This is a genomic window from Paenibacillus alba (genome assembly GCF_013204855.1).
Taxonomy (GTDB): Bacteria; Bacillota; Bacilli; order Paenibacillales; family NBRC-103111; genus Paenibacillus_E; species Paenibacillus_E alba.
Genome location: NZ_JABMKZ010000037.1, coordinates 48,998 through 72,651, shown reverse-complemented (window position 1 = coordinate 72,651; position 23,654 = coordinate 48,998). Strand labels below are relative to the sequence as shown.

Here is a 23,654-nt window from a genome sequence, read left to right as displayed (position 1 = left end):
AAGAAAGGAATGGACGAAGAAACACATGGTGCCTTTACGACCGACAGAACGTATTGATGATTTATTGACGTATGATTTGAAAATCATTCAAAGTGACGAGGTGTTCAGCTTTTCGCTGGACGCCGTCCTGCTGGGCAGATTTTGCAGTGTGCCGCCTAAGGGGCGTATGATTGATCTATGCACAGGCAATGGCGTCGTTCCCCTGCTGCTTGCAACGAGAACTCGCGCCGAAATTTGGGGCGTAGAAATTCAAGAGCGGCTTGCCGATATGGCGGTGCGCAACGCGATGATTAACGGCTTGGAAGATCGGTTACATATGATCCAAGGGGATCTGAAAACCATTCATCAAACGTTAGGTCATGGACAATTTGATGCTTTGACCGTGAATCCCCCCTATTTGCCGGTGCCAAACGGCGAGCAAAATGTGAATGAGCATTATGCTGCTGCGCGTCATGAGATACATTGCACCTTGGAAGATGTTATTGCGGCTAGCGCGAAGCTAGTCAAAGCCGGTGGTAAAGTGGCGATGGTCCATCGCGCAACGCGGTTAATCGATATTTGCTGTCTAATGAGGAAGTACCGGCTTGAGCCCAAACGCATTCGCTATGTACATGCTCGTGCGGGCGAAGAAGCCATGATGGTGCTAATCGAAGGCATGAAGGACGGGAAACCGGAGATTCGGACACTGCCCCCGCTCATTGTGTACGACGAGAATCAGGAATATTGCAAGGAATTGAAGGAGATTTATTATGGGGGCCGAGCCTCTCTGGAATTCTCAGCAGAAGAAGCGGAGTAAAAGAGCGAGAATCCATATACAACTAAGTCGAATAGTAAAGAGGGAATTCTGTGAGCTTGAATGTGCAAAAAAGTTATCGCGACGATAGAAGCGGCGCTGGTACGCTATACTTGGTTGCCACACCCATCGGCAACCTGGAAGATATGACCTTCCGTGCGATTCGCATCTTAAAGGAAGTGAACATGATCGCCGCGGAAGATACGCGGCAAACGCGCAAGCTGCTGACGCACTTCGAGGTCGCTACGCGACTCGTCAGCTATCACGAACACAACAAGCAGGCAAGCGGACCCGAACTTGTCCGCTTGCTGCTTGAAGGGCAGAGCATCGCGCTGGTCAGCGATGCGGGACTTCCGGCCATCTCCGATCCAGGTTACGACCTGGTGAGGATGGCCGTAGCGCAGGACGTGCCGGTGGTGCCCATCCCCGGCGCGAATGCCGCTCTGTCGGCGCTGATTGCATCTGGCCTGCCGACCGAGCGGTTTGCCTTCGTCGGGTTTCTCCCCCGGGAGAAAAAGGATCAGACGAAGGTGCTTGAAGGGTTGCAGCACGTGCAGGACACGCTGCTGTTCTATGAATCCCCGCACCGCGTCGATAAGACACTTGCCCGCATGGCGGAAGTGTGGGGGGCGGAGCGCCGAGTGTGTCTCGCCCGCGAGCTGACGAAGCGGTACGAGGAGTTTCTGCGCGGCACGATCGCAGAGTGCCTCGAGCACTTAGCGCAGTATCCACCGCAGGGCGAGTACTGCATTATCGCCGAAGGCACCTCAGCCGCCGCAGCGCGGGAAGCGGCAGACGGCTGGTGGGAGGCGATGACGCTCGGCGACCATGTGGAACATTACGAGCAGCAGGGCAGCGACCGCAAGGAAGCGATGAAGCAAGTCGCGAATGATCGCGGGTTGTCCAAACGCGATATCTATAATGCACTTCTCGAGCGCTAAGGCGCTCGGGCACATGCTTTTGCCGCAGAGTCCAGACAAAAAAAGATCTCTAATCCGTGGCCGAAGCCAACAAATTAGAGATTAGAGGAGATATGAAAAAGGTTAGAATTACCAATAGGATAAGTGCTACTTCTATTATACACTAAATTTCTTATTTTGTCACAGGTGTTGGCATTTCTGCTAAACAAATATGACAAACAATTTTTCCTTTGAAGTAGGAAACGTTTTCGGCGTTGCCGCAGAAGATACAAGCAGGCTCATATTTCTTAAGCATGATGCGCTCGCCATCCACATAAATTTCCAAAGCGTCTTTCTCGCCAATACCCAAAGTGCGGCGCAATTCGATCGGGATAACAACGCGCCCCAATTCGTCAACTTTTCTTACAATGCCTGTAGATTTCAACATATATAAAAAACCCCTTTCGATTTTATTAAAACTTTATCAATATCGTCATGTTTCGACATATCTTCTTGCCTAATGATACCAACCATTCCCAAAATAGTCAACCATATTTTCGCGTAGTTTAGTCTTTAATTCATAAATTTTCAAATTCTTGTCACCAACCAATTTAAGCCAAAAACCAAGTGCAACAAGGATTTGTAAGCCTTATACTACGTAAGAGGGTTCTGGTTAGTGAAATTTCTAGAGGAATTGCCTGAGAATAAAGCACATCAAAAATGGAATTGGAAATTCGACAAAATACTACAAAGCGTGTCGAAGTATTGATTTAGAATTGTCGAAAAGATTAAACTTATATAAAGAGAGGTTGTGAAAGGATGAAGGAAGAGAAGGTTTTCAAAGATCCGGTTCATAAATATATTTACGTGCAGGACGCGACCATCTGGGATTTAATTAACACACGGGAGTTTCAGAGGCTGCGTCGCGTTCGGCAGTTGGGCACATCGTACTTAACTTTTCATGGCGCTGAACACAGTCGATTCTCCCATTCATTGGGCGTGTACGAGGTCACTCGCAAAATTATTTCGCAATTCGAACGCAATCAATATGATGACTGGCCAAAAGAGGAGCGTCTTCTCTGCTTGTGTGCGGCCTTGCTGCATGATCTAGGGCATGGTCCCTTTTCGCACTCGATTGAAAAAGCTTTCGGGACGAAACATGAAGATTGGTCCTGCCGAATTGTGCTGGGAGATACAGAAGTCAATGAAGTGCTTAGCCGGGTATCGCCTGACTTTCCGAAGAAGGTAGCTGGAGTTATCTGCAAATCCTACAGTGAAGAGATTGTCGTGAGTCTTGTCTCCAGCCAGTTGGATGCAGATCGCATGGATTATTTGCTGCGCGATGCTTATTTCACGGGTGTTAATTATGGCACCTTCGATCTGGAACGGATACTTCGGGTGATTCGGCCGTATAAAGGGCATATTGTGGTCAAGGAAAGCGGCATGCATGCGGTAGAAGATTATTTGATGTCCCGTTATCAAATGTATTGGCAGGTCTATTTCCATCCGGTGACCCGGAGTGCGGAAATATTGCTGCACAAAGTTTTTGCGCGTGCTAAACATTTATATGAAGACAACTATGTGTTTGGATTTATGGTGGAGCCCATTTTGCATCTGATCCAGAATAAAATTACGTTGGAGGATTATCTGCTGTTGGATGAATCTGTCATGCAGACGATGTTGACATTCTGGTGCCAGGAGAAGGACCCCATCCTTGCTGATATGTGCAAACGGTTTTTGGACCGTAAATTGTATAAATACAGTACTTTCGAAGAATCGAATCAGCATCTGATTAAACGGATGGAAAAGGTGATGGCGGAGGTTGGCTTCGATCCGATTTATTACATGGAAATTGATTTCCCTTCCAATCAATCTTATGATGTGTACAGACCAGGTGAAACAGATGACAACTTGCCTATTCTTCTGCTCGATCATAAGGAGAATTTAACGGAAATTACACATCGCTCTGAAATTGTACAGTCTATAAGCGGTTTCCAAATGGGGAAACATCATGTGTATTATCCGGAAGAGCTGCTGGAGCGTTTGAATGCAACGAACTATCCGGATTTGTGGGAGCTGCTGGGCGAGCAAGAATAATGAGTACTTTCAACATAAGGATAAGGGAGAACAGCCATGCTGACAGATTCACATACACATTTGAATGCAGAGCAATTTAACGAAGATCAAGATGAAGTCATTCAGCGGGCGCTGGATGCCGGTGTCACTCGCATGGTGAACGTGGGCTTCAACCGGGAGACGATTCCAAGCTCCATTGCTCTTGCGGAGAGATATGATTTCATCTATACAACAGTAGGTTGGCATCCTGTAGACGCCATTGATATGATGCCCGGTGATTTGGAATGGATTGAAGAACTGTGCAAGCACGAGAAAGTTGTGGCTATCGGGGAAATTGGTCTGGATTATTACTGGGATAAATCGCCCAAGGATGTTCAGCAGCGGGTGTTTCGGGAGCAAATTCGTTTAGCTCGTAAATTAAGCTTGCCGATCGTTATTCATAACCGTGATGCGCATCAAGATATTTTGCATATTTTAAAAGAAGAGAAGGCGGAGGAAGTCGGGGGAATTATGCACTGTTTCTCGGGGAGCTGGGAGACGGCCAAACAATGTCTGGATATGAACTTCCACATCTCTTTCGGAGGTCCTGTGACGTTCAAAAACGCCAAACAGCCCAAGGAAGTGCTGGCGCAAGTTCCTTTGGACCGTTTGTTGATTGAGACCGATGCTCCCTATCTAACCCCGCACCCTTTCCGCGGCAAACGCAATGAATCTGCCTATGTTCGCTTAGTGGCTGAAACAGCCGCGGAAATTCGCGGGATGACACTCGAGGAGATCGCCGAAATTACGACAAACAACACCATTCGCTTGTTAGGCCTCAAGTAAAGCGTTCTTCTGAAATCTGCGGCGAAGCACAATTCCGCAGATGAACGTGAGAAGCAGGAGTGCAGAGAGTGGAACTAAGCTGTAGATAAGGCTTGATCGAATTAATAGAGGAATGCTCAGAATACATAGCTCTATCAGAAGGACCAACCAGATAATAAAGGCGAGTGAACCGGCTTTCGTATCGCGATCCAGCGGATACATATCCAGCCAGAAAGTGTAGCGGTGAGCTCGCTCAAGTGAAGTCAATTGAATGAGTGAGATTAGCAGGCAGACAAGCATGATGAAGCATCTTGCCGTTTCACTGCTTGACACAGCAATCGCTACCGTGCCGATCAAGGTAAGGCGCAAAACAATCGAGAACAGCTCTGTGCGCAGAAGTGTTTTCATATATATGTACAAATAGGTGGCATCTTGTCTAAAAGGAATAAATCGTGTCAACCCGCTGATCCATCTTCGGCGGGTTATTCGCGTTGGGAGACCGGGCACATCCACGAACCAATTGAAAAAGGCGTATAATCTAGCCTGCTGCTGTTTCTCCTTGGCGATCAAGTAATCCCATGCGATCACATATTTGGAGACGAAATGCGTCGCAGCTAACCAGATAAGAATAAGCAGAATCGCTGCAGCGCTTGCCCATAGAACATTGTAGTGAAATTGTATGACAATTAGAGCAATTGTCGCGATCCAGCGATAGCTGGTGGACAGCAATCGGGCACGTTCGTGAGCAAAGCGGCTCTCTTGCCAACTGGCTGATAAATTCGCTATCTTCATTATAAGGAGCAGAAACAGCATCCATAAAAAATGCTGTGAATTCGTTCCTAAGCAGTGATGATAAAGGGGCCACAGCACAACCCAGGCGAGAAAGGTTCGAAAGGCCTGCAGAGCCAAGCTATACATATATCCACCGCGAAAATAGGTGCCCATTTGATGCTCAATCCGCAGTAGAAACATGCGGTCCGCACTCCGGACCAATGTGCGAATGGGGCTTGAAGCAATAGACGGAACAAGCAGGAGCAAGACGAACCATAAATAGGGATAATCTGTCGGAAGACGCTGTAATATTTTTGCGTAATAATAGGAAGAAAGAATGACAAGAAACAACACGAGTCCAAGAAAGTTGCTGCGCGCTGCATATTGCCAATAGCCCATGGATTCCTTCATATAATGTTGAAATCTTTGCTGCCAGAGGGTACGGGTGTCGATCGTCATCGTACTCATTAGGATTCCCCTTTGACCAGCTTGTAGAAGATGTCGTCCAGTGACGCCTCAGGCAGCTCGGTTTGACCGCGCAATTCGACTAAATCACCTTGTGCGACCATATGGCCGCGGTGCAGAACCACGTAGTTGTCGCAATATTTCTCAATTGTAGACAAAATATGCGAGGATATAAGGAAAGAGGCGCCTTTGTTCTTCATTTTGACCATTAATTCCAACAAGGAGCGAATCGCCAGCGGGTCGAGGCCGAGGAACGGTTCGTCGATGATGTATAACGAGGGCTCGATCAGGAAGGCGTTCATAATCATGACCTTCTGCTTCATCCCCTTCGACAAGTGGCTGGCAAAGCTGTTCAGCTTGTCCTGCATTTGAAACTGCTCCAGCAGCGTGTTTGAGCGGGATAGATAATCCTCTCGGGACAAGCCGTAAGCCATGGCGGTCAACTCCAGATGCTCACGAATCGTAAGCTCTTCATAAAGCTCTGGGCTCTCGGGTACATAAGCGTAGGTCGAGCGGTAGGGAATGGGTTGTTCGGCAAGAGTCAAGCCGTTAATGCGAATCGTACCTTTTTGGGGCTGAAGCAGGCCAAGAATGTTTTTGATTGTTGTACTTTTCCCTGCTCCGTTGAGTCCAATCAACCCCATCATTTCACCTTGAAGGATCGAAAAGGTTAAGTCATGAAGGACAGGTTTGTTCGGTAAATATCCTCCGTATAAAGCGTCAACTTGTAAAATCGGCCCCATCATAGTGCCTCCCTGAATAGCAAATTATTGGTATTTTTCAATTGGTTTTCTACACGATCATTATAAACAAATTTGGTTTCTAAGCCTAGTTTGAGTGCGGAAATACGAAGAAAGTTAGTATTCGTGCGTTATAAAGAGTTAAATGTAGATAAAAGGCAGTTTTATTGGTTAATTAAGCTAATTTTAAACGATTTAGCCCTTTTTAGTAGGTGTCATTGCCTTTACAGGTTAAGATTAACAGCGTAATATACTTTTCATAATAACTTAATAACCAATTTGCCATTTTTCCATTCGCTGAGTTCCATTTATGGGAACGGGGGAACCACTGTAAGCTTGAACAGTCGATAACTGTTGGAGTGAACAGAGTGAGTAACAGGGGTGAATCTTGGAGTGTACTTCGTATGCTTTGAGTAGGGCGACTCTCACGTCCGAATCCGTCAGCTAACCTCGTAAGCGTAAGAGAGGTAACGATTGTCGTTCGTGCTATTTGTGTATTTCACTATGCAAACTAAGCCAGCGAGAAGAGTCCTCTTCTTGCTGGCTTTTTGTCTCCTTTTGGTGCTTTGCACATTTCGGACGACTAAAGTGTACCCGGAATTCATAGGATGTTGAGTGGTTAAACTGGTGTGGGACGACCAGAAGGCAGCGGTAATTACCTTACTGCCGAAGGCGAACACGTTAAGTTAAACTAAAAAACCTTAGTCGCGTCAAATTTAATCATGCTGTAACCTGGCGGCGAGGCTTTGAAGGAGGACCGAAGAAGTGGGCAGTATCTCAATTAGCGAGACCCATGTAAAACGATCATCCAGCATGTCCTTCGCATTGCGATGGAAGCATGAAAACTTGCGTTTGATTTTAAGCTTAGCTCTAATCTCAATCGCAATGACTTTCATGTTTTTGGTGTTGTTGTACGGTACGGCTACCAAGAGCGTATCCGTGGTTGTGAATGGACAAGAAACCGTTGTACATACGAAACAATGGGTCCTGCAACGCCTACTGGATGAACAAGCCATAACGATTGGTGAACACGATGAAATATCTGCTGTGCCTACGACCAAAATCAAAGGCGGAGACAAATTTGTTATCGAGCATGCTTCACCAATTCAATTGACTGCTGATGGAAAGACCACCACTGTTTACACAACTGCAAGAACGGTAGAAAGTGCATTGCAACGTTTACATATTGCACTTGGGGAGCACGATCGAATTACTCCCGAACCGACAGCTGCTCTGGCTTCCGGCGATGAAATCAAAGTCGTCCGTGTGAAAAAAGAGACGGAGGAAGTCACTGAGCCGATCGCGTTCGATACACAAAAGAAGAACGATGCATCGCTGCTCAAAGGCAAAGAGCAAATCGTCCAAGAAGGTAAAGAAGGCGTGCGCTTGAAGAAGAAAGAAAAGACTTTCGAAGACGGTGTATTAGTCGCGGAAGCAGTTGTGGGTGAAGCAGTACAAACAGAAAGTATTAGTAAAGTGGTGTCTGTAGGCACCAAAAATCCGGTTGTCGCGCTCTCGGCTTCTTCGCCAAGCGTGGATGAAATTTCGAAGAACGGTGTGACTTTCGGATACAAACAAATCCTGAAAAATGTGAAGCTCACGGCTTATTCAGCGGGAGCCGAATCAACAGGTAAATCCGAAGGGACTCCTGGCTATGGGAAAACCTATACAGGTACTACGGTAACAGAAGGAAGAACAATTGCTGTAGATCCGAAGGTGATCCCACTCGGATGGTGGGTTTATATCGAGGGGATTGGTTTCCGCCGTGCAGAAGATACTGGCAGCGGTGTGAAAGGCCAAACCATTGATGTTTACTTTGAGGATAACGGGTATGCCAATAAATTCGGAACCAAACAAGGGTACACGGTCTATGTGGTCGGGCCCAAAAAACCGTCAGAAAACTAACGTGTAAACGACTGTTTCAGCGGGAAGAATGACATATATACGTTGCCAGGCTTCAGCCTGGGCGAAAGAAGAGGGGACCCCTCTTCTTTTTCTACGTTACTCGAAAGGAAACCGAGTATGATTAAAGAAGTCATCGTCGTCGAAGGAAAAGATGATACAACTGCAATACGCCGAGCGGTCGAGGCGGATACGATTGAAACCGGCGGCTCCGCCATCGGACAAGCCGTATTGAAGCGAATCGCACTTGCGCAGCAGCGCAGAGGCGTTATTATATTTACGGATCCGGATCATGCAGGTGAACGGATTCGGAAGATTGTAGCAGCCAAGGTGCCTGGCTGCAAGCATGCTTTCATCACACAGGAGCAAGCTGCGTACAAGGGCGACATCGGCGTTGAGAATGCCTCGCCGGAGACGATTCGTCAGGCTCTTCAGAGCCTTCGGACGGAATATGAAGGCGCGGTCTCGCAGCTGACGATGGAAGATCTTATGGCGGCAGGGTTGATTGTACATGCTGAGGCGGCGTCTCGCCGGCTTATTGTGGGAAGTGCACTAGGAATTGGTTATTGCAATGGCAAACAATTCTATAAGCGCTGTGCGATGTTCCAGATCTCGCGAGAGGAATTTGAAGCGGCTTTAGAGCATTTGGAAGCGACGAACTAGATTCTAGTCGAGAAGGCGCTTGCAACGCTCGTACGGGCCAGTAGAGGCCTGTGAGAGTTTCGGAGTAAGCTCCGAAGTAAGTTCTTCTTAGAAGAAGTAGATATGAATGATAGAAATTCAGGAGTCCAGAACCTATAGATAATGAGGCCTATATGATGAATATACCCGGCAATGAGGTAATTGTAACAGCTGAAGACGTGGCAACACCCAGTAAAACGAAACAAATTATTAAAAAGAATGGTCTTGTGCTCAAAAAGAGCCTAGGACAGAACTTCTTGATCGATCAAAACATCCTAAGCAAGATCGTTATGGCAGCGGAGCTTGGACCTAACAAGGCTGCGCTTGAGATTGGCCCAGGCATTGGGGCGCTCACACAGCAGCTGGCCAAGCTCGCAGGCCGCGTGGTGGCCGTTGAGATCGACCAGCGTCTGCTGCCCATTCTGGCCGAGACGCTGGAGCCCTACCCGCATGCGACTGTCGTCCATGGGGACATCTTGAAAACCGACGTGCAGGCGCTGTTCCAGCAGCACTTCGAGGGCATGGATGGCGTCAGTGTCGTCGCTAACCTACCTTATTACATCACGACACCGATCATCATGAAGCTTCTCGAGGAGAAGCTGCCGCTGGAGAATATCGTCGTGATGATTCAAAAAGAGGTGGCCGACCGCATGGCGGCTCGCCCTGGCACCAAGGATTACGGCAGCTTAAGCATTGCCGTGCAGTTCCACTGCGAGCCGGAGCTTGTCACCATCGTGCCGCGCACCGTCTTCGTGCCGCAGCCGAACGTCGATTCCGCCGTGATCCGGCTGCGTGTCCGCCAAACTCCGCCGGTTGAGGTGGCGGACGTGGACTTCTTCTTCGCCGTCGTTCAGGCGTCCTTCGTCCAGCGGCGCAAAACCTTGTATAATAACCTCGCCGCTCGGTTCTTCACCAAAGAAAACAAGCCGGAGCTGGAAGCGCTGCTGCTTGGCATTAACATTGAGCCTTCGCGCCGCGGCGAGACGCTCAGCATGGAAGAGTTCGCGCGCTTGTCGTCGGCTCTTCGCGCGCACGGCTGCAAATAACCCGCACCAAATGCCCAGTCTCGCCATAGGATACCCCTAGGAGGGGATTTCTGCGATGAGGCAAGGAGACTTTGTTACCCGTAAATCCTATGGCGGAGACGTCATGTTTAGAATTGAGCGCATTGAGCAGTTGAAGGCTGTCTTGCGAGGTGTGGACTATCGACTGCTGGCAGATGCGCCCTTGGTGGACTTAACCATCACGAATCCGACGGAAGCGATGGATCACCCGCGATCCAGCTCGCCCGAGTTTCGCGAATCGCTGCGGCGTTTGGCGGAATCCCAGATGCAATTGCAGGAGAAAAATCAAATCTCCATCACCAATAAACAGAAAACGAATATGAGTTATTTTGAAGTACCAGGCAAAGTATTGCATCTGGATGGCGATCCGACCTACTTGCGGAAAAGTATGCAGATCTATGGAGAATTGCGCATACCCGCAGAAGGGTATTACATCCCTGAATCGCAAATGGCGGAGGCGCTGCATAGGCTGCTGCCGCAGATTAAGCCGGATATTGTGGTGATTACAGGTCATGACGGCATACTTAAGCATCGTAAAAGCAGAGGTCCTAACAATCTAAGCAGCTATAAGAACTCACAAAACTTCGTGAACGCAGTACAGATAGCCAGACAGTACGAGCGCAATCGGGATTCCTTGATTATTGTGGCTGGTGCCTGCCAGTCCCATTTTGAAGCTTTGCTGAGGGCTGGAGCCAATTTCGCCAGTTCGCCTGCCCGTATTCTCATTCATGCCCTAGATCCGCTGTGCATCGCGGCCAAATTGTCGTACACCTCTGTAAGAGAGACGATCTCAATGCTGGACATTGTTGATTTGACGGTGACAGGCTTGGAGGGCTTAGGTGGTGTAGAGACGAGAGGAAGCTATCGGATGGGAATTCCGGGTATTCAGCATTCGGAAGAGCATGTTTAACGGCCTTTATAGAGCACTTGCTTGTCGTTCCTCTCTTAGGAGAAGGATGACGGAGTAGGTGTTCTTTTTTTATTGGAAAAGTGTGAATAATTTGCGAACTTTGGAGACAACCTGTAGAATGGGGAAATCAGAATTTAGGCGAAAATGCCGTTGACAACAGGATTGTGGTGCTGATATAATATTTGCCCCTGTTTGACATGCCTGTCTGAATGGGTTATAATTGACAAGGAAAGAGGTGGTAGTTGACAATGGCAAAAAATGCGCTGTTGGAGATCAAACGCAGTTTGGAGCCCCACGTTGGGCAGAAGATCATGTTGAGAGCGAATGGTGGCCGTCGTAAGACTGTTGAGCGTTCCGGTGTTTTAGAAGAAACCTACCCTTCTGTGTTTATTGTGAAATTAGATCAAGAGTCACACGCCTTTAAACGAGTGTCTTACAGCTACGCCGATATCCTTACTGAGTCCGTTGAAGTTACGGTATGTAACGACGATGGCCAGGTTCGTATCACCTATATCCAACATTAGCTTAAATAGTTTCTAATATGAGCAGACCTGAGGGTCTGTTTTTGCATTTGTATGGACCTTCTTCCAATGGGCATACTAAACCTACTTTCAGAAGGAAAACAACGAAGGAGGTTAGGGTATGGGTCGTAGAAGAGGCGTTATGTCCGAAAATTTTAAATATGAATTAGCCAAGGATCTTGGGTTTTACGAAGTGGTGCAGCGTGAAGGCTGGGAAGGCATTCGAACGAAGGATGCGGGAAATATGGTGAAGCGGGCGATTCAAATCGCTCAGGAGCACTTGGCGAAGCAGTACACGGGTTCGTCTCCGTCAACCATGCAGTCCACACAATCCACGTATAATCAGCCGACGTATAATCAACCAACTTACAATCAACCAAGCGGCTATGCGCCATCTAATTATAATCAAGCTGTGCAGACGCCAGTACAGTCTCAACAGAACTATTCACAGCCTGTCTTTCAGCAAAATGGATATGGAGGCATGCAGCAAGGTCAATCCTCCTATAAGCCTGCTTACGCCTACTCACCTGTCACAAACAGCAGCTATAATGGGAATTCAACTGCATCTAGTCAGCCTAATCCGGCTTTTCTAAATCAGATGATTGCAGGCTCCCAGCAAGCTTCGCAGATGGAACATCGTCCCCATTAAGAGCTAAAGCGATTGCTTTAGCTTTTTTTTTGCGCTTTTGTTATAATATTTTAACGGCAATCGAGCAAAAGAAGGTGATCGTATGAAGATTTTTGAGAAAGCACCGGCGAAAATTAATTTATCCCTTGATGTTTTACATAAAAGAGCGGACGGTTACCATGAAGTTGAAATGGTGATGACGATGGTCGACCTGGCGGATCGGATCGAAATGCAGGAGCTCGCGCGTGACACGATCATCATCTCCAGTCAAGCGGGATATATTCCGCTGGATGAGAAGAACCTGGCCTTCCAAGCGGCACGTCTGATTAAGGATCGTTATGACGTCAAGCAAGGAGTCTACATTCATCTGGACAAGCAGATCCCTGTGGCTGCGGGCTTAGCTGGAGGCAGCAGCGATGCGGCGGCAACGCTCAGAGGGTTGAATCGGCTGTGGAACTTGAATATTCCCATGGAAGAGCTTCAGGTGCTTGGCGCAGAGCTTGGCTCTGATGTGCCCTTCTGTGTCACAGGAGGCACGGCTGTAGCAAGGGGGCGCGGAGAGAAGCTGGAGCCTATCGTTTCTCCGCCTCAGTGCTGGGTGATCTTGGCGAAGCCGCCTATCAATGTGTCCACCTCGGAGATTTACGGGAAACTGAATGCGCGGAACATTAAACATCATCCTTCTACGGACAATGTGCTAAGTGCCATTCGTCATAAGCAGTTTGATCAGCTTTGCGGGAATCTTGGCAACGTGCTGGAGGAAGTGACGCTGGATCTTTATCCAGAGGTGAGACATCTCAAAGAGTGCATGCAGCGGCTGGGAGCTGACGGTGTATTAATGTCAGGCAGCGGACCGACAGTCTTCGGGCTTGTTTCCAAAGAAGCGAAAGTGGCCAGAATCTACAATGGTTTGCGTGGATTTTGCAAGGATGTTTATGCAGTGCGGATGTTGACGTAGCGTGGTGTGTGATGCAGGCGGGGGCCCCTGAACAGGGCCCTTTTTCCTTGTGTAGGGTCGGTGTGACAAAAAGGCTGCGAAATTTGATTATATGTTAGATCGATGTTATGTTTGTGTTAATATAATTTTCATGTGAAGCTTGAATAAATACGTATAAAAGTGGTATATTTTCTTTATAATATTCGGATTTATGGGGGGTAGTGCGATGAAAAAGTTGAAAAGGAGCGCTAGGCTGGTAGAAATGACGCAATATTTGTTGTTTCGCCCCCATTCGTTAATCCCTTTAACGACTTTTGCCGAGCGTTACAACTCAGCTAAGTCCTCGATTAGTGAAGATTTAGCGATCATCAAAGAAGTGTTCGAGGAAGAAGGACTGGGTGAACTGCATACGCTTGCGGGAGCAGCCGGCGGTGTGAAATTCTCACCGAAAGTACCGAAGGAAACCTCGCTGAAATTTATTCAAAATCTCTGTTTGCAACTGCAGCAGCCGGAACGGATCCTACCGGGCGGTTACTTGTATATGTCTGATATTATGGGGCAGCCCCAATATTTGAACGAAATCGGCAAAACGTTTGCATCCGCTTTCGCTGGTCGAGATATTGATGTCATTATGACCGTAGAAACGAAAGGCATTCCGCTCGCTTATGCGACGGCTACTTATATGAATCTGCCTGTTGTCGTGGTTCGCAGAGACAGTCGCGTGACAGAAGGCTCGGCTGTAAGCATTAACTATGTCTCGGGTTCGAACAAACGTATTCAGACGATGTCGCTCGCGAGACGGGCGTTGAAAGAAGAATCAAAAGTCCTTATCATTGACGATTTCATGCACGTAGGAGGCACCATTCACGGCATGATGGATTTGTTGGCTGAATTCAAGGCCACTGTCCAAGGGGTGGGCGTCTTCATGGAATCCTGTGAAGTCGAGGAGCATCTCGTTGACCAATATGTATCTCTGGCTCGCTTGTACGGCGTAGACTCCAAGACCAAGCAGATCACGGTAGAGCCGGGTAATTATTTTGACGCTAAAAAAGGAGAATCCTAGACGATGGAATTGATTTCAACTTCGGCAGCGCCTGCTGCCATCGGACCTTATTCACAGGCTGTTAAGCTGGGCAATCTGCTCTTCACCTCGGGACAAATCCCGCTTGGTTTGGACGGGCAAATTGTTGAAGGCGGTATCAAGGAACAAGCGCATCAGGTATTCGCGAATTTGAAAGGCGTGCTCGAAGCAGCAGGGTCCTCTTTTGGCCAAGTTGTCAAAGCGACTGTTTTTCTTAAAGACATGAATCAGTTTGCAGAGTTGAATGAGATTTATGCCACCTATTTTGGAGACCATAAACCGGCTAGATCTACAGTGGAAGTGGCGCGATTGCCACGCGATGTTTTTGTCGAAATAGAGTTAATTGCTGTGATTCCTGTCGAAATTTAACATTAACATTAAGATTGTATAAAATTATCGAAAATTTCAAAAAAAGAAGAAGGAATTTGCATGAGGATGTGGAATATATCACCCAAGTCTCAGAGATGGAAAAAGGTGGTGAACACAAGTGCAAATTACAGATGTAAGACTCCGCCGGGTCAACTCCGAGGGGAGGATGAAGGCGATTGCTTCCATTACCATCGATAACGAATTCGTCGTACACGACATACGTGTCATCGATGGGAATAACGGAATGTTCGTGGCAATGCCTAGCAAACGGACACCGGATGGGGAGTTTCGCGATATCGCTCACCCCATTTCTTCCACGACGCGCGAGAAAATTCAAGCAGCCGTACTAGCTGAATATGACCGTGCAGCAGTTGAAGAAGAGGTAATAGAAGAAGGCGCATAATCTAACTTAATGAGAGAGCCCTTGAGGCTCTCTTTTCTTTGGGGTAGGTTTGATGCTATATTTGGTGATGAACTGATCAATTAACCATATATTCGTGGGATCATTTAGAATAAGGGGGTTGGATGGTAGTTGAAGCTCATGGCGATTGTATTAGCGGCAGGACAAGGGAAACGCATGAAATCCAAGCTTTACAAGGTGCTTCATCCGGTCGTTGGCAAACCGATGGTAGGGCACGTTGTTGATACGCTGCAGCATATAGAAGTAACGAAGACGTTGGTTATTGTTGGATTTGGTGCGGAGGCTGTCAAAGGCTATCTGGGAGATCGCGCCGAATATGCGCTGCAGGAGCAGCAGTTAGGGACGGGGCATGCCGTTCTTCAAGCGAAGGAAGCACTCGGGCAAGAAGACGGGCTGACCATTGTGATATGCGGGGACACCCCTCTAATCTCAGAAGCGACGCTGCGGAGCACAATTGAGCTGCATCAGGCGTCGAGTGCGGCTGCGACCATTCTGACTGCGAAGCTCGATGAGCCGCAAGGCTATGGACGAATTATTCGCGGCGAAGACGGGCGAGTGGCGCGGATCGTGGAACAGAAGGATTGCAGCAGCGAAGAAGCGGCTGTTCAAGAGATCAACACGGGCACATATGTTTTTGATAATCAGAAGCTGTTTAAAGCGTTGGCCTCAGTAACGAACAATAATGTGCAAAATGAATATTACCTGACGGATGTTATTGGCATTTTGACGGGTGCAGGAGAAGTTGTTCAAGGCTATTGTATGGCAGAGGCGGCTGAATCTATCGGTGTGAATGACCGTGTTGCGCTTGCGGAAGCAGAGCGTTTGTTCAAAGCTCGCATTAACCGTGAGCATATGCTGAATGGGGTTACCATTATCGATCCCGCAAACACTTATATCGAAAAGGATGTTACCATCGGGGCGGATACGGTGCTGCTGCCAGGTACGATTTTGCGCGGAAGCACCGTTATCGGCGAGCAGTGTACGATTGGACCGCAAACGGAAATTATCGATTCCATCATTAAAGATGACGTGACCATTAAACAGTCTGTTCTTCAGGATGCTTTTGTAGATAACGAAGCGAGTGTAGGCCCGTTTGCTTATCTAAGACCTGGCGCGAACATCGGGAAACAAGTGAAAATCGGTGATTTCGTAGAAATTAAGAACGCGACGGTTGGCGACGGAAGCAAAGTGTCCCATTTAAGTTATGTGGGGGATGCTGTTGTCGGGACGAATGTGAACATCGGCTGTGGCGCTATTACGGTGAATTATGATGGATTCAATAAGAGTCTGACAGAGATCGGCGATGATGCTTTCGTGGGCAGCAATGTGAATCTGATTGCTCCTGTGAAGATTGGCAATGGCGCTTATGTCGTTGCCGGCTCTACAATTACGCATGCCGTACCTGACGGCGATCTGGCGATTGCCCGTGAGCGGCAAGTCAACAAGCCAGGCTACGCGGATAAAATTAAAGTGCGAATGAAAGCGAAGAAAGCTAATAAAGCAAGCAAAGAGTAAGCATGTAAGCATTATGAAGCGAATCGCTATAAATCGGTAAATCTCCCTTCATGAGGGGGAATTTGGATGGAACTTCTTAAGGTTGGGTACGCTATGCATTAGCTATGACCCACTCGGTGTTGCTTGTAACATGAGCATGCCGGGCAAAACGCTTAGGAGGTTCTTTTTCTTATGGTATTGTCGTTAAAAGCGGAAGCCCGCAAAGAAGCAACAAAATCTGATATTAAACAACTGCGTGCGAAAGGAAGAATTCCTGCTGTTGTTTACGGCAAGAAGGTAGCTGCTACGGTCATTACGGTTGATCAGAAGGAATTAATGGCACTGCTGCGTCACAACCCGCATGCGATTATTGATCTGGATCTGCCGGATGGCGGTGGCAAACAGCCTGTTATGATCAATGAAATACAGCGCAATCCGCTCAGCCGCGTTTTGCTGCATGTTGATTTTCACCAGATTAATATGGATGAGCCGGTGAAAACGGTTGTGGCCCTGGAATTCATCGGCGAGGCCGAGGGCACCAAAGAAGGCGGCATTGTGCAGATTCAAATGCACGAGTTGGAGATTCGCTGTCTGCCGAGTCAAATACCAGGTTCGATTCAAGTGGATATTTCGAATGTGGGACTTGGCGAGAACATCCTTGTGAACCAAATTACGGTACCTGCAGGAATTGAAGTGAAATCGGACTCCAACGATTTGATTCTAACCGTGCTTGCGCCGCAGAAAGAAACGGATGTGCCGCAGCCTGCGAACAACGAGGAGAGAGTTGGGGAAGCGGAATCATCGAACGAGGCTGCGACAGCCGAACAACCGGTGTAGCCTGCAAAGCAGCTATTCGATCGGATCATGAGCTGCAAGATAAGATGCCTTCTCCTAGGAGGAGGTCGCTGAAAAACGTTTATTTTTGATGGTGTGAGATGACTAAAGTAGATACAGGCGGATTTTCATTCAATTTGAATGGGAATTCGCCTGTGTTTTATGGTTATTCTTATGTTTTCTACTTTGAAAACGTCAATATTAGTGAATATGGTTGAGACGGCTTTTTAAGTTGTAAGCGTTTAATACCCGGGCCGCGAAAGAAAAACGTGAGTTTTTCGATTGTAAAATGTATGATTGATTTTAACGAATTGCGGGCTGTAAATTTCAATGAAGCCTATATCCTTGTGGAGATTTTGATAGTATACTTGGACGGGAATGCTGGCATCCAGATGATCTTGGTAATGCAGATTGCTTGTAAGCTGTTGACCGTTAAGATACATATTTGCTGATTCACCCGCAGCTTTGAATTTGATTTTTTTACATAGAGATCTAGGAGGACTTAGAAGAAAATGAAATGTTTTATCGGACTGGGTAACCCGGGTAAACAATATGAGATGAATCGGCATAATATCGGCTTCATGGCCATTGACCGTTTTGCAGCCAAATGGGGGATTACCTCTTTTCAAAATAAATGCAAGGGGCTTCTGGGCGAGGGCAATATCAATGGGACGAAGGTTTATTTGCTTAAACCGATGACCTACATGAACTTATCCGGCGAATCCATGAGAGCCTTCTTGGACTTCTATAAAGCGAAGCTGGAGGATGTCACGATCATTTATGACGATATGGATACATCTTTCGGTCAGATTCGGCTTCGTTATCAAGGGAGTCCAGGGGGCCATAATGGGATTAAATCCATCATTCAGCATGGCGGGACACAGAGCTTCAACCGTATCCGCATGGGAGTGAACAGACCGGCTCCAGGCTACAATATCGCAGATTATGTCTTATCCAACTTTTCCAAAGAAGAAATGAAGTCCATCGAAGATGTGCTTGATCTTACCTGTGAAGCGATGTTGTCCAGCTTGGGAGAGCCTTTCGAGAAGACGATGGGCAAATTTAATAAATAAGGCGGTCTCGCCCGGCTTCAGACTCATTGTATGCAAGTTCCTTATTCGAAAATGACAATGGCACATTCGGCTAATTTATCCGGAGAATGGTCATACTAGGATGTAATCGAATAAGTGAAGGAGGCATACATATGATTAAGTATATTTGCAGACATTGTCATACCTTTGTTGGGGAAATTAATCAGCAGGCGATTACGGAACAGCAGTTAGGTTTCCATTTCTTGACCCCTGATGAGCGTAGAGATATAATATCGTATAACACGAATGGAGATGTTACGGTTAGGGTTGTTTGCGACTACTGTCATGAAGCGTTAGAAGCGAACCCGGAGCTTTCCCTGCTGGCCAGTCCGTTGCAGTAAAAATTAGGAAGATAAAGAGTTAATAGCCGAGGCAAGTGTGCCAAGGCTTCTTTTTGTGAGAGGAGTGTACTTGTTTGCAAGCTTTAATTCAAGCTTTTTCTGCGGATACCGACTTTCAAACGATCGTGTCAGGCATTAGGTCCGAGATGAGAGAGCAGCTCGTTGCCGGGCTTACCGGCTCCTCGAAGCAGGTGATGATTGCAGCTCTTGCACGAGACTTGACGCGCCCGCTATTCATTGTGACTCACAATATGTTCGCTGCTCAGAAAATAGCGGAGGACTTACTAGAATGTTTATCCACGGATGAAGTGCTGCTCTATCCATCTCAAGAGCTTCTGACAGCCGAAGAAGCGGCTTCAAGTCCTGAGATGCTGGCGCAGCGTATTGACGTTCTGACGAAGCTGGCTGGCGGTTACCGAGGCGTTGTCATTGCGCCATTCGCAGGCGTGCGAAGACTGCTTCCTGTTAAGGAAGTCTTCGAAGCATCGCGCGTTACGGTGAAAATCGGAGATACGGTTCAGTTGGAAGAACTGCTGAGCACCTTATCGAATTTGGGATACGAGCGCGTGGAGCGGGTAGAAACCAAGGGTGAGATGAGTGTTCGTGGGGGCATTCTCGACTTGTATCCGTTAACGTCGGAGCATGCGATTCGAATTGAGCTGTTTGATGTCGACGTGGACTCTATTCGGACTTTCGATGTGAGTGACCAGCGGTCAATTGATAAGCTAGAGTCGATTACCATTCCTCCATGCCGCGAGATTCAAGCGGATAGAAAGCGATTACAATCAGCAGCGCAGCATGCTTATGAACTCCTTCAAGCGCAATTGGAGAAGATGACGGATCGCACGGCAAAAGACAAGCTGCTCGAAGGAATTGGACACGATATCGAGCTGCTCCGTGAAGGACAGACATTCCCCGGCATTTATAAATATATCTCACTTTTATATACGGAAAGACAGACCCTTATCGACTACATGCCGAAGGATGCTGTGCTGATTATCGACGAACCGGCGCGTTTGCTGGAAACGGCGAAGCAGCTGGAACGCGACGAGGCAGAGTGGATGATGCATGCGATAACTGAGGGGAAGAGCTTGCCGGCTTTTGTGCTGTCCAAATCCTATGAAACTCTGCTTCACCGGAGGCCTTTTCCGACCTTATATTTATCTCTTTTCCTTCGTCAGGTCGTTGGTATCCAGCCGCAAAATATCGTGAACTTCGTGAGTCGCGTTATGCAAAACTTCCACGGACAAATGAATCTCCTCAAAGCCGAGATGGAGCGTTGGAAGAAGAATGGCAGCCAGGTGATTCTGCTGGCCAACGGGGATGATCGGGCGGAACGCGTGAGGCGGGTACTGCAGGATTATCAGATTGACATACCTGAAATTGTCGATGGCAATTTGCAAACAGGATTTGAGCTGCCCTCGATCCATTTGGTGGTAATCACGGAAGGCGAGATCTTCACGCAGAAGCAGCGCAAAGCGCGCAAAGTCGAGAAGAAGCTCGAGAATGCGGAGCGTATCAAGAGCTATCAAGAGCTCAAGGTTGGCGACTATGTGGTTCACGTCAATCATGGCATCGGGAAGTATGTCGGTATCGGCACCTTGGAAGTGGGCGGTATCCATAAGGATTACCTGCACATCATGTATGCCGGCGGAGATAAGCTCTCTGTGCCCATCGACCAGATTGATTTAATCCAGAAATATGTAGGTTCCGAAGAGAAGGAGCCGAAAGTTTATAAACTCGGCGGCGCCGATTGGGCCAGAGTGAAGAGCAAAGCGCGGGCATCCGTTAAGGATATCGCTGATGAACTTATCAAGCTGTATGCGGAACGTCAGGCAACGACTGGTTATGGATTCAGCAAGGACAGTTCCTACCAGAACGAGTTCGAAGCTATGTTTCCTTACGATGAGACGCGGGATCAGCTTCGTGCGATTGAGGAAATCAAGGTCGATATGGAGAAATCGCGTCCGATGGATCGATTGCTCTGCGGCGACGTTGGTTACGGCAAAACCGAGGTGGCTGTGCGCGCGGCTTTCAAGGCGGCAATCGACGGCAAGCAAGTGGCTGTCCTGGTGCCAACGACGATTCTGGCGCAGCAGCACTACGAAACGTTCCGAGAGCGCTTCTCGGGGTATCCTTTCAACGTGAAAGTGTTAAGCCGTTTCCGCTCCAAGAAAGAGCAGACCGAAGTTATGAAAGGCGTCAAGAAAGGTACGGTTGACGTTGTTATCGGAACACACCGCCTCTTGTCGCAGGATGTGCAGTTCAAGGATCTTGGCCTGCTGATTGTCGATGAAGAGCAGCGCTTTGGCGTGTCCCATAAGGAGAAGCTCAAGCGGCTTAAGACCAATGTGGACGTGCTTACGCTGACGGCAACGCCGATTCCGCGAACCCTGCACATGTCCATGCTGGGCGTTCGGGATTTATCCGTGATCGAGACGCCGCCGGAGAATCGGTTCCCGGTTCAGACATACGTAGTTGAATATGGACCGACATTGGTCAGGGAAGCGATCGAGCGGGAGCTGGCACGTGAAGGTCAGGTGTATTATCTCTATAATCGCGTTCAAGGCATCACGCAGATGGCTGATCAAATCTCGATGATGATTCCGGATGCCCGTGTGACGGTGGCACATGGACAGATGGGTGAGCAGGAGCTGGAGAAGACGATCCTTGATTTCCTCGATGGGGAATACGACGTGCTTGTCAGCACCAGCATTATTGAGACCGGTGTTGATATTCCGAATGTGAACACATTGATCGTACATGATGCCGATAAAATGGGGTTGTCGCAGTTGTATCAGCTGCGTGGCCGTGTAGGACGATCGAATCGTGTAGCCTATGCTTATTTCACTTATCAGCGTGATAAAGTGCTTACAGAAGTGGCGGAGAAACGCCTCCAAGCGATTAAAGAGTTTACAGAACTTGGTTCAGGCTTTAAAATTGCCATGAGGGATTTGTCGATTCGCGGCGCCGGCAACTTGCTTGGTGCAGAACAGCATGGCTTCATTGCATCCGTGGGATTTGATTTATATTCCCAAATGCTAGCTGAAGAAATTGCAAAGCTGAAACTAGAAATAGATGGAGAAGCAGCAATTCCGGAACCGGAATGGCATACTTCGATCGATATACAATTGGATGCTTATTTGCCATCCGACTACATCTACGACAGCATGCAAAAAATCGAAATCTACAAAAAAGTGGCCGCCATTCGTACATTGGAAGAAGCCGCGGATCTGCATGATGAGCTCGTGGATCGCTTCGGAGATCTGCCGCAGTCCGTATTCAACCTGTTGTCAGTGGCTCGTTTGAAAGCTTATGGTTCGGATTATCGGATTGAAACGATCAGCCAAAAAGGGGATGATTACCTCATCAAGGTGCATATCGACCAAAATGGCAAGCTGGATGGTCAGAAGCTGATTGCTCTTTCCAAAGGCTTTGACGGTCGGATCAAGCTCAATGCAGATCCACAGCTTCAAATTGTTATTCGCGCGAAAGGCTTGAAGCCAGAAGCTTCCATCGAATTGGTGGAGAAATTTTTGGTACAATATAAAGATGTTTTGAAAACGAAAGGGGAATTAAAGGATGTTGCCAAATCATACTAGTAAACAACGACTTTTTTCTAAAAAATGGATCTTAAGTATGGCAGCTGTCGTAGTTGCATTCTCAGTGCTTAGCGCTTGCGGAACGAAAAAAGCAGGGGACACAACAGCATCACCTACACCTGCAGCTTCACCTGCTGCCTCTCCAGCAGTAGCGGGTAACCCGACTGATGTCCTGGCTACATACAAAGAAGGCGGTAAAATTACGCGTGGCGAGTTCAACTCCTTCATCAATGTGAACAAAATGTTTTCGCCGCAATTGGCTCAATACATGACAGATCCTGCTTTTCAACAAGATATGTTGAAGCAAATGGTGACTTTCCGTGTCTTGTCTGCCAAAGCGGATGATAAAGTGAAAGCTGATGCGGACAAGCAAGTAGCAGAGCAAATGAAAGCCATTACGGATTATTTCGGTAAACAAGAAGGCGGCATGGATAAACAGCTCAAAGACAATGGTATCGAATTGAAGGATATTGAGTCTTTGATGAAAATGAGCTTCTACACGATGGGCAGCATGGAAAGCACAATCACGGATAAAGCTGTTCAAGATGCTTATAATGAGCAAGCAGCTGCGCATGCATTTGACATTGCTACCGTTAGCCACATTCTGATTTCTCTGAAAGATGCAGCAACGCAGAAAGATATACGCACCAAAGATGAAGCTTTGGCAAGAGCCAAAGAAGTGAAAGGCAAGCTGGATAAAGGCGGCGACTTCGCAGCCCTTGCGAAAGAGTACTCCGATGATCCAGGTTCCAAAGATAATGGCGGTACGTACAAAGATGCCGATATTAACCAATGGGTACCTGAGTTCAAACAAGCAGCGAGCACGCTTCCTTTGAACACAATCAGTGATCCTGTTGAATCTTCCTTTGGATATCACGTTATGAAAGTGGAATCCAGAAGCACAAAGCCGCTGGATGATACGATGAAAACACAAATCAAATCGCAGTTGGCAGAGAAATCGCTGTCTGAGTTTGCAGAGAAAGAATATCCGAACCTGATTCAAACGAATAACCTGCCGAAACCGGAAGCGAGCCCAGCTCCTGCCGCTAGTCCGGCTGCAAGTCCAGCAGCTAGTCCTGCTGCAAAGTAAGAACTTACCAGGATGTCCGATTATGGGCATCCTGTTTTTATTTGTTATTTTTGGACATCATAATCGCAGCAGGGTGCAAAGCTACATAAAAAGATGATTCCCTTAGCAGAAGCGACTGCATAGAAGAATGGGAAGTGAAG

At 47.7% G+C, this 23,654-nt stretch carries 22 protein-coding genes, 1 pseudogene and 1 riboswitch; of the genes and pseudogenes, 20 read left to right on the top strand and 3 right to left on the bottom strand.

The genetic code is table 11. The features are described 5' to 3' along the window. The first annotated feature begins 25 nt into the window (after positions 1 to 25). Complete coding sequence (locus tag HQN90_RS30630; RefSeq protein WP_173226234.1) at positions 26 to 796, top strand: tRNA1(Val) (adenine(37)-N6)-methyltransferase; 771 nt, start codon at positions 26 to 28, stop codon at positions 794 to 796. A gap of 50 nt (positions 797 to 846) precedes the next feature. Continuing rightward, entirely contained in the window at positions 847 to 1,734 is an 888-nt protein-coding gene (gene rsmI / locus HQN90_RS30625; RefSeq protein ID WP_173226232.1) for a 16S rRNA (cytidine(1402)-2'-O)-methyltransferase, read from the top strand. Positions 1,735 to 1,885: 151 nt separating this feature from the next. On the opposite strand, the gene HQN90_RS30620 is transcribed toward rsmI, so the two are convergent. Next, positions 1,886 to 2,140, bottom strand: coding sequence for an AbrB/MazE/SpoVT family DNA-binding domain-containing protein (locus HQN90_RS30620; RefSeq protein WP_079417157.1), 255 nt, complete (start codon positions 2,138 to 2,140; stop codon positions 1,886 to 1,888). Between the two features lie 371 nt (positions 2,141 to 2,511). Between HQN90_RS30620 and HQN90_RS30615 the strand changes: the two genes are divergently transcribed. Together HQN90_RS30615 and HQN90_RS30610 are read left to right on the top strand one after the other, a co-directional pair. Beyond that, positions 2,512 to 3,789 (top strand): HD domain-containing protein, encoded by a 1,278-nt coding sequence (locus HQN90_RS30615; RefSeq protein ID WP_173226230.1) that lies wholly within the window; start codon positions 2,512 to 2,514, stop codon positions 3,787 to 3,789. 36 nt (positions 3,790 to 3,825) lie between these two features. Continuing rightward, a complete protein-coding gene (locus HQN90_RS30610; protein WP_079417153.1) occupies positions 3,826 to 4,593 on the top strand; it encodes a TatD family hydrolase in 768 nt (255 codons plus the stop codon). Here HQN90_RS30610 and HQN90_RS30605 read toward each other — a convergent pair. Continuing rightward, the gene (locus tag HQN90_RS30605) at positions 4,579 to 5,811 is read right to left on the bottom strand and encodes an ABC transporter permease (protein ID WP_173226228.1); all 1,233 of its coding nucleotides are present in this window, start codon (positions 5,809 to 5,811) and stop codon (positions 4,579 to 4,581) included. The genes HQN90_RS30610 and HQN90_RS30605 overlap by 15 nt on opposite strands. Next, positions 5,811 to 6,551 carry an ABC transporter ATP-binding protein gene (locus tag HQN90_RS30600; RefSeq protein ID WP_173226257.1) on the bottom strand — a complete coding sequence of 247 codons (741 nt, stop codon included), beginning with the start codon at positions 6,549 to 6,551 and terminating at the stop codon, positions 5,811 to 5,813. Before HQN90_RS30600 ends, HQN90_RS30605 begins: the two co-directional genes overlap by 1 nt. A gap of 282 nt (positions 6,552 to 6,833) precedes the next feature. Beyond that, positions 6,834 to 7,022: riboswitch (cyclic di-AMP (ydaO/yuaA leader) on the top strand. A 291-nt stretch (positions 7,023 to 7,313) separates the two neighbouring features. Between HQN90_RS30600 and HQN90_RS30595 the strand changes: the two genes are divergently transcribed. The 16 genes and pseudogenes from HQN90_RS30595 (at position 7,314) to HQN90_RS30520 (ending at position 23,514) form a co-directional block, all read left to right on the top strand. Next, positions 7,314 to 8,453, top strand: a complete 1,140-nt coding sequence (locus HQN90_RS30595) for a 3D domain-containing protein (RefSeq protein WP_079417147.1) — start codon at positions 7,314 to 7,316, stop codon at positions 8,451 to 8,453. A 117-nt stretch (positions 8,454 to 8,570) separates the two neighbouring features. Then, positions 8,571 to 9,113, top strand: a complete 543-nt coding sequence (gene rnmV / locus HQN90_RS30590) for a ribonuclease M5 (RefSeq protein WP_173226226.1) — start codon at positions 8,571 to 8,573, stop codon at positions 9,111 to 9,113. Between the two features lie 155 nt (positions 9,114 to 9,268). Further along, complete coding sequence (gene rsmA, locus HQN90_RS30585) at positions 9,269 to 10,177, top strand: 16S rRNA (adenine(1518)-N(6)/adenine(1519)-N(6))-dimethyltransferase RsmA (protein ID WP_173226253.1); 909 nt, start codon at positions 9,269 to 9,271, stop codon at positions 10,175 to 10,177. A gap of 55 nt (positions 10,178 to 10,232) precedes the next feature. Then, the gene (yabG, locus tag HQN90_RS30580; protein ID WP_079417141.1) at positions 10,233 to 11,105 is read left to right on the top strand and encodes a sporulation peptidase YabG; all 873 of its coding nucleotides are present in this window, start codon (positions 10,233 to 10,235) and stop codon (positions 11,103 to 11,105) included. A 248-nt stretch (positions 11,106 to 11,353) separates the two neighbouring features. Further along, positions 11,354 to 11,629, top strand: coding sequence for a biofilm formation stimulator Veg (veg, locus tag HQN90_RS30575; protein ID WP_028557365.1), 276 nt, complete (start codon positions 11,354 to 11,356; stop codon positions 11,627 to 11,629). Positions 11,630 to 11,747: 118 nt separating this feature from the next. Then, a pseudogene (locus HQN90_RS30570) lies at positions 11,748 to 11,918 on the top strand (small, acid-soluble spore protein, alpha/beta type); the annotation flags it as partial. A 439-nt stretch (positions 11,919 to 12,357) separates the two neighbouring features. Beyond that, positions 12,358 to 13,212, top strand: coding sequence for a 4-(cytidine 5'-diphospho)-2-C-methyl-D-erythritol kinase (gene ispE / locus HQN90_RS30565; RefSeq protein ID WP_173226224.1), 855 nt, complete (start codon positions 12,358 to 12,360; stop codon positions 13,210 to 13,212). A 205-nt stretch (positions 13,213 to 13,417) separates the two neighbouring features. Continuing rightward, positions 13,418 to 14,254 (top strand): pur operon repressor, encoded by an 837-nt coding sequence (gene purR / locus HQN90_RS30560; RefSeq protein ID WP_079417137.1) that lies wholly within the window; start codon positions 13,418 to 13,420, stop codon positions 14,252 to 14,254. A 3-nt stretch (positions 14,255 to 14,257) separates the two neighbouring features. Next, entirely contained in the window at positions 14,258 to 14,641 is a 384-nt protein-coding gene (locus tag HQN90_RS30555) for a RidA family protein (RefSeq protein WP_173226222.1), read from the top strand. A gap of 118 nt (positions 14,642 to 14,759) precedes the next feature. Beyond that, a complete protein-coding gene (gene spoVG / locus HQN90_RS30550) occupies positions 14,760 to 15,044 on the top strand; it encodes a septation regulator SpoVG (protein WP_028557369.1) in 285 nt (94 codons plus the stop codon). A 129-nt stretch (positions 15,045 to 15,173) separates the two neighbouring features. After that, positions 15,174 to 16,577, top strand: a complete 1,404-nt coding sequence (gene glmU, locus HQN90_RS30545; RefSeq protein ID WP_275942635.1) for a bifunctional UDP-N-acetylglucosamine diphosphorylase/glucosamine-1-phosphate N-acetyltransferase GlmU — start codon at positions 15,174 to 15,176, stop codon at positions 16,575 to 16,577. A gap of 171 nt (positions 16,578 to 16,748) precedes the next feature. Next, the gene (locus HQN90_RS30540; protein WP_173226220.1) at positions 16,749 to 17,393 is read left to right on the top strand and encodes a 50S ribosomal protein L25; all 645 of its coding nucleotides are present in this window, start codon (positions 16,749 to 16,751) and stop codon (positions 17,391 to 17,393) included. Between the two features lie 509 nt (positions 17,394 to 17,902). Further along, positions 17,903 to 18,463, top strand: coding sequence for an aminoacyl-tRNA hydrolase (pth, locus tag HQN90_RS30535; protein ID WP_079417129.1), 561 nt, complete (start codon positions 17,903 to 17,905; stop codon positions 18,461 to 18,463). A 131-nt stretch (positions 18,464 to 18,594) separates the two neighbouring features. Then, entirely contained in the window at positions 18,595 to 18,822 is a 228-nt protein-coding gene (locus tag HQN90_RS30530; protein WP_036743980.1) for an anti-sigma-F factor Fin, read from the top strand. 74 nt (positions 18,823 to 18,896) lie between these two features. Further along, positions 18,897 to 22,424: a transcription-repair coupling factor gene (gene mfd / locus HQN90_RS30525; protein WP_079417128.1), complete on the top strand. Its 3,528-nt coding sequence runs from the start codon at positions 18,897 to 18,899 to the stop codon at positions 22,422 to 22,424. After that, entirely contained in the window at positions 22,405 to 23,514 is a 1,110-nt protein-coding gene (locus HQN90_RS30520) for a peptidylprolyl isomerase (RefSeq protein ID WP_173226218.1), read from the top strand. Before mfd ends, HQN90_RS30520 begins: the two co-directional genes overlap by 20 nt. The last annotated feature ends 140 nt before the right edge of the window (positions 23,515 to 23,654 follow it).

What these genes read in the sequence shown, in the direction of transcription:
- HQN90_RS30630 (WP_173226234.1), top strand. Translation starts at nt 26, where the DNA reads ATGGTGCCTTTACGACCGACAGAACGTATTGATGATTTATTGACGTAT.
- HQN90_RS30620 (WP_079417157.1), bottom strand. Translation starts at nt 2,140, where the DNA reads ATGTTGAAATCTACAGGCATTGTAAGAAAAGTTGACGAATTGGGGCGC.
- HQN90_RS30615 (WP_173226230.1), top strand. Translation starts at nt 2,512, where the DNA reads ATGAAGGAAGAGAAGGTTTTCAAAGATCCGGTTCATAAATATATTTAC.
- HQN90_RS30610 (WP_079417153.1), top strand. Translation starts at nt 3,826, where the DNA reads ATGCTGACAGATTCACATACACATTTGAATGCAGAGCAATTTAACGAA.
- HQN90_RS30605 (WP_173226228.1), bottom strand. Translation starts at nt 5,811, where the DNA reads ATGAGTACGATGACGATCGACACCCGTACCCTCTGGCAGCAAAGATTT.
- HQN90_RS30600 (WP_173226257.1), bottom strand. Translation starts at nt 6,551, where the DNA reads ATGGGGCCGATTTTACAAGTTGACGCTTTATACGGAGGATATTTACCG.
- rnmV (WP_173226226.1), top strand. Translation starts at nt 8,571, where the DNA reads ATGATTAAAGAAGTCATCGTCGTCGAAGGAAAAGATGATACAACTGCA.
- rsmA (WP_173226253.1), top strand. Translation starts at nt 9,269, where the DNA reads ATGAATATACCCGGCAATGAGGTAATTGTAACAGCTGAAGACGTGGCA.
- yabG (WP_079417141.1), top strand. Translation starts at nt 10,233, where the DNA reads ATGAGGCAAGGAGACTTTGTTACCCGTAAATCCTATGGCGGAGACGTC.
- veg (WP_028557365.1), top strand. Translation starts at nt 11,354, where the DNA reads ATGGCAAAAAATGCGCTGTTGGAGATCAAACGCAGTTTGGAGCCCCAC.
- ispE (WP_173226224.1), top strand. Translation starts at nt 12,358, where the DNA reads ATGAAGATTTTTGAGAAAGCACCGGCGAAAATTAATTTATCCCTTGAT.
- purR (WP_079417137.1), top strand. Translation starts at nt 13,418, where the DNA reads ATGAAAAAGTTGAAAAGGAGCGCTAGGCTGGTAGAAATGACGCAATAT.
- HQN90_RS30555 (WP_173226222.1), top strand. Translation starts at nt 14,258, where the DNA reads ATGGAATTGATTTCAACTTCGGCAGCGCCTGCTGCCATCGGACCTTAT.
- HQN90_RS30540 (WP_173226220.1), top strand. Translation starts at nt 16,749, where the DNA reads ATGGTATTGTCGTTAAAAGCGGAAGCCCGCAAAGAAGCAACAAAATCT.
- pth (WP_079417129.1), top strand. Translation starts at nt 17,903, where the DNA reads ATGAAATGTTTTATCGGACTGGGTAACCCGGGTAAACAATATGAGATG.
- HQN90_RS30530 (WP_036743980.1), top strand. Translation starts at nt 18,595, where the DNA reads ATGATTAAGTATATTTGCAGACATTGTCATACCTTTGTTGGGGAAATT.
- HQN90_RS30520 (WP_173226218.1), top strand. Translation starts at nt 22,405, where the DNA reads ATGTTGCCAAATCATACTAGTAAACAACGACTTTTTTCTAAAAAATGG.